Source organism: Armatimonas sp. (genome assembly GCF_043760365.1).
GTDB lineage: Bacteria > Armatimonadota > Armatimonadia > Armatimonadales > Armatimonadaceae > Armatimonas.
In genome coordinates this window covers 1-3514 of the sequence record NZ_JAYUPA010000744.1, presented here as the reverse complement: position 1 = coordinate 3514, position 3514 = coordinate 1, and the positions used below count along the sequence as shown (strand labels likewise).

The window sequence follows — 3514 nt, the reverse complement described above, 5'->3', positions numbered from 1 at the left end:
TGGGGGTGAAGACAAAGACTTGGTCAGCAAACAGATCGCTGCTCGCACGAGAGAGAAACTCGCCAGGATTAGCCTCGGCCTGGTGGGCATCGAAGAGCTGGGCGCGCAAGAAGGCCATCTTCCGCTCAAAGGCATCCAGTCCCGCCCGCGCTTCCTCCCCGCGCTCTTTGTAGGCCCAGTGTGCCGCCACCCCAAACTCAGCGGTCTTGTGCATCTCCCAGGTACGAATCTGCACCTCCAGCGGCTCGCCCCGAGGCCCATAGACCTTCGTGTGCAGGCTCTGGTAGAGATTGGCCTTGCGCTTGGCGATGTAGTCATCAAACTTGCCAGGAATAGGCAGGTAGGTCTCGTGAATAACGCCCAGCGCCCCGTAGCACTCCGGGATGGTTGGGGTAATGACACGCAGCGCAATGAGATCGTAGATATCGGTCAGCTCCAGCCCCTGCTTGATCATCTTGTTGTAGATGCTCCAGAGGTGCTTGGGCCGTCCCTGAATATCGGGGGTCAGCCCCGCCCGTTCAAACCCCTCACGTAGCTTCTGGATCGCCTCGCGGATATCGTCCTCGCGCTCCACGCGGGTGCGAGCGATGCGCTCACTCAGCTCTTTGTACTCCGTGGGATAGATATACTTGAAGGCCAGATCTTCGAGCTGCCACTTCACCTGCCAGATTCCCAGCCGGTGGGCCAGTGGCGCGAAGATCTGCATCGTCTCCTCAGCCACCCGCTGCTGACGCTCAGGACTCAGCCCTTGAAGCGTGCGCATGTTGTGCAGGCGATCCGCGAGCTTAATGACCATGACCCGGAAATCGCGCGCCGTGGCCAGAAGAATCTTGCGGAGGTTCTCCGCCGACGAGTGCGTTTCCAGGCGCTTGCGGCGACGTGGGTCCATTTTTCCGGTTTCCGCTTCTTTGGCCGCCGCTTCTTTGGCCGCCGCCGCCATCTCCGGTGCGAGTCGCTCGAAGTCGGCCAGCTTGAGCTTGGTCACACCATCCACAAGCTGGGCAATCTCCTCCGAGAAGTGCTCTTTAATCTCATCGTGCGTAACACCGCAGTCCTCAACCACGTCATGGAGAAAGCCCGCTGAGATACTGGCCTCATCCATCTCCAGCTCCGCAAGAATCTGTGCCACAGCGACGGGGTGAATAATATAGGGCTCGCCGCTCTTACGAAACTGCCCCGTGTGTTTCAGAGTGGCGAAGTCATAGGCACGACGAAGCAAAACCACATCCGCATGAGGATTATGGCGCTGCACACGCTCAAGAATGGTCTCCAGACTCGCCAACATCGTTAAGGGCTAGTATACGCCTATCTACTAAATCTTGCTTCGCTAAGAAGCAAAAAATCTATCAAGAGATGCTCACAGCACGTTTCCCTTGAAGATAAATATTTTTTATTTTTTTTGTCCTTATTTCCCTGTAAATTTAGCGGCGATAATTTTTCCCTGGTATAACTTTAGTATTACCTGTCAAGGAATAGAGAAAATCTTCACGGACAGAATAGAAATGAGAAAAAACATGGGACGACGACCAAAAGTATTGACAGAAGGGGCTGAAGTGGCCCCAGTCACACCCGTAGTGCGCCGCCGACGGCGTTCGGTAGTAGATCATGGAGCACAAGGACAGATTCTTGTTGACTCTCTCCTCAAATCACGTGGTACGCAGGGTGCAACGCAGAGTGAAGCACTTGCCGTCGTGCTCTGGGCACGTGGGATTCACGAGGAAGCAGCGGAGCTGAAAGCACTCTCCACCCGTGTGCGCCGCGCCAAGACCGAGAACGCCGCCGAGCGCCAGGTGGCACTGCTGCTGAACCAGTCGCTTCTGGACGGTGTGCTCTCAGGAGCACTGGCCGTGGATGTCAACGAGTCCGGAGCAATTACTTTTAGCCAGGCATAAAAGCTCAAAAAAGCCTCCCTCGCGACTGCCAGGGAGGCTTTTTGTTTTTTTAGATGCGCAGCCGAATCACGTTCCATGAGGCGGCGGGAAGAGTCGCACTTAGCGTCTCGCCGGTCACGATAGCGCCCGTTGCGGCTTGTGGGACGACGTTATCAGGATCAGTCTCGGTATTAACGGCTTTCAGATTGGCGTGGTGCATCGTGGTCCACTCAATCACCTCGGCCTTGCCAAAGCCACGGAGTGTGGTGGTTAGCTCCAGCGGCTCTGTAAGATTACGATTGATCGCAAAGATCGTCAGCTCGTCGCCGGACTCGCTCACCACGGCTGTCGTCGCGAGATACGGCGCTTTATCGCGGGTTTTACAGTCGTAGGTGGGTGAGCTAACCGCGCAGCGCAGCGCCGTGCCCCGTCCGTACTGCGAGCACTGCTGCAACGGATAGAAGATCGTCTGACGCCACGCACCACCACCGGGCCGGGTCATGATCGGGGCAATCACGTTCACCACCTGCGCGATACAGCCGATCTTGAGCCGATCCGCGTACTGGAGCATCGCCAGCAGCATTCCCCCAATGACCAGCACGTCCTCCATGTTGTAGATGTCTTCAAGCTGGGGCCGGACATCGTCCCAGCGTGCCCCCAGCTGCCCCCAGTCGCCGCTGTGGTACCAGACATTCCACTCATCGAAGCTGAGATTGACGGTTTTTTTGCTTTTCTTAGACGCCTTCACCGCATCGCAGAGTGCAATTGCCTCCGCGATAAAGTCGCCCATGTTCTCGGTCTCGGCCAGAAACGCAGGAGTGTCGTTGGCTCTATTGTTGTAGTAGGTGTGCAGCGACAGATAGTCCACGTTTTCATAGCTCGCCGTGAGCGACTCCCACTCCCACTTGCCAAAGCTCGCCATGCCCCGTCCTGAGGAGCCACAGAGAATCGTCTCGATGCTACCGTCCACCCACTTCATGAGCTTTGCTGACTCATTGGCAACCCGCCCGTACTCGTAGGCCGTGCGTGCGCCCATCTGCCAGGGGCCGTCCATCTCGTTGCCCAGACACCAGACCTTGATTCCGTACGGATCGGCGGCTCCATGGCTTTTTCGCAAGTCCGAAAGCTGCGTGCCGCCGGGATGATTGCAGTACTCCACCAAGCGCCGGGCATCGTCGGCACCACGGGTCCCAAGATTGACCGCCATCATCGCCTCGGTGCCCACTTTTTTGCACCAACTCATGAACTCGTTGGTTCCAAACTCGTTGGTCTCGGTGATTCCCCAGGCCAGCTCCAGCCGCCGGGGTCGCTCCGCACGTGGCCCGACACCGTCTTCCCAGTTGTAGCCACTCACAAAGTTGCCGCCGGGGTAGCGGATAATCGGCATGGAGAGTTCTTTAACCAGCGAGATCACGTCCTCACGAAAGCCCTCTTCATCAGCGGTCGGGTGACCGGGCTCATAGATGCCGGTGTAGATGTGACGACCCAGGTGCTCGGCGAAACCGCCGTAGACGCGTGGGTCAATATCAGAGAGGACAAAGTCCTTGTCCAGAGTCAGCGTTGCGTTCATAAAGACAGTTTACAAAATATAAACCAGCTTCGCCATGCCAGGACGGAAATCGCGTGGATGGTGAACGTGGGGC

3 protein-coding genes are annotated in these 3514 nt (G+C 57.1%); 1 reads left to right on the top strand and 2 read right to left on the bottom strand.

The window, feature by feature from the left end:
- Positions 1-1285 (bottom strand): RelA/SpoT family protein (locus ACH2EH_RS17700; RefSeq protein ID WP_395143658.1); only part of this gene is annotated, 1285 nt, incomplete at its 3' end.
- Positions 1286-1514: 229 nt separating this feature from the next.
- On the opposite strand from ACH2EH_RS17700, the gene ACH2EH_RS17695 reads away from it, so the two are divergent.
- Positions 1515-1892 carry a hypothetical protein gene (locus ACH2EH_RS17695; protein ID WP_395143656.1) on the top strand — a complete coding sequence of 126 codons (378 nt, stop codon included), beginning with the start codon at positions 1515-1517 and terminating at the stop codon, positions 1890-1892.
- 49 nt (positions 1893-1941) lie between these two features.
- On the opposite strand, the gene ACH2EH_RS17690 is transcribed toward ACH2EH_RS17695, so the two are convergent.
- The gene (locus ACH2EH_RS17690; protein WP_395143654.1) at positions 1942-3441 is read right to left on the bottom strand and encodes an alpha-N-arabinofuranosidase; all 1500 of its coding nucleotides are present in this window, start codon (positions 3439-3441) and stop codon (positions 1942-1944) included.
- Positions 3442-3514 lie beyond the last annotated feature (73 nt).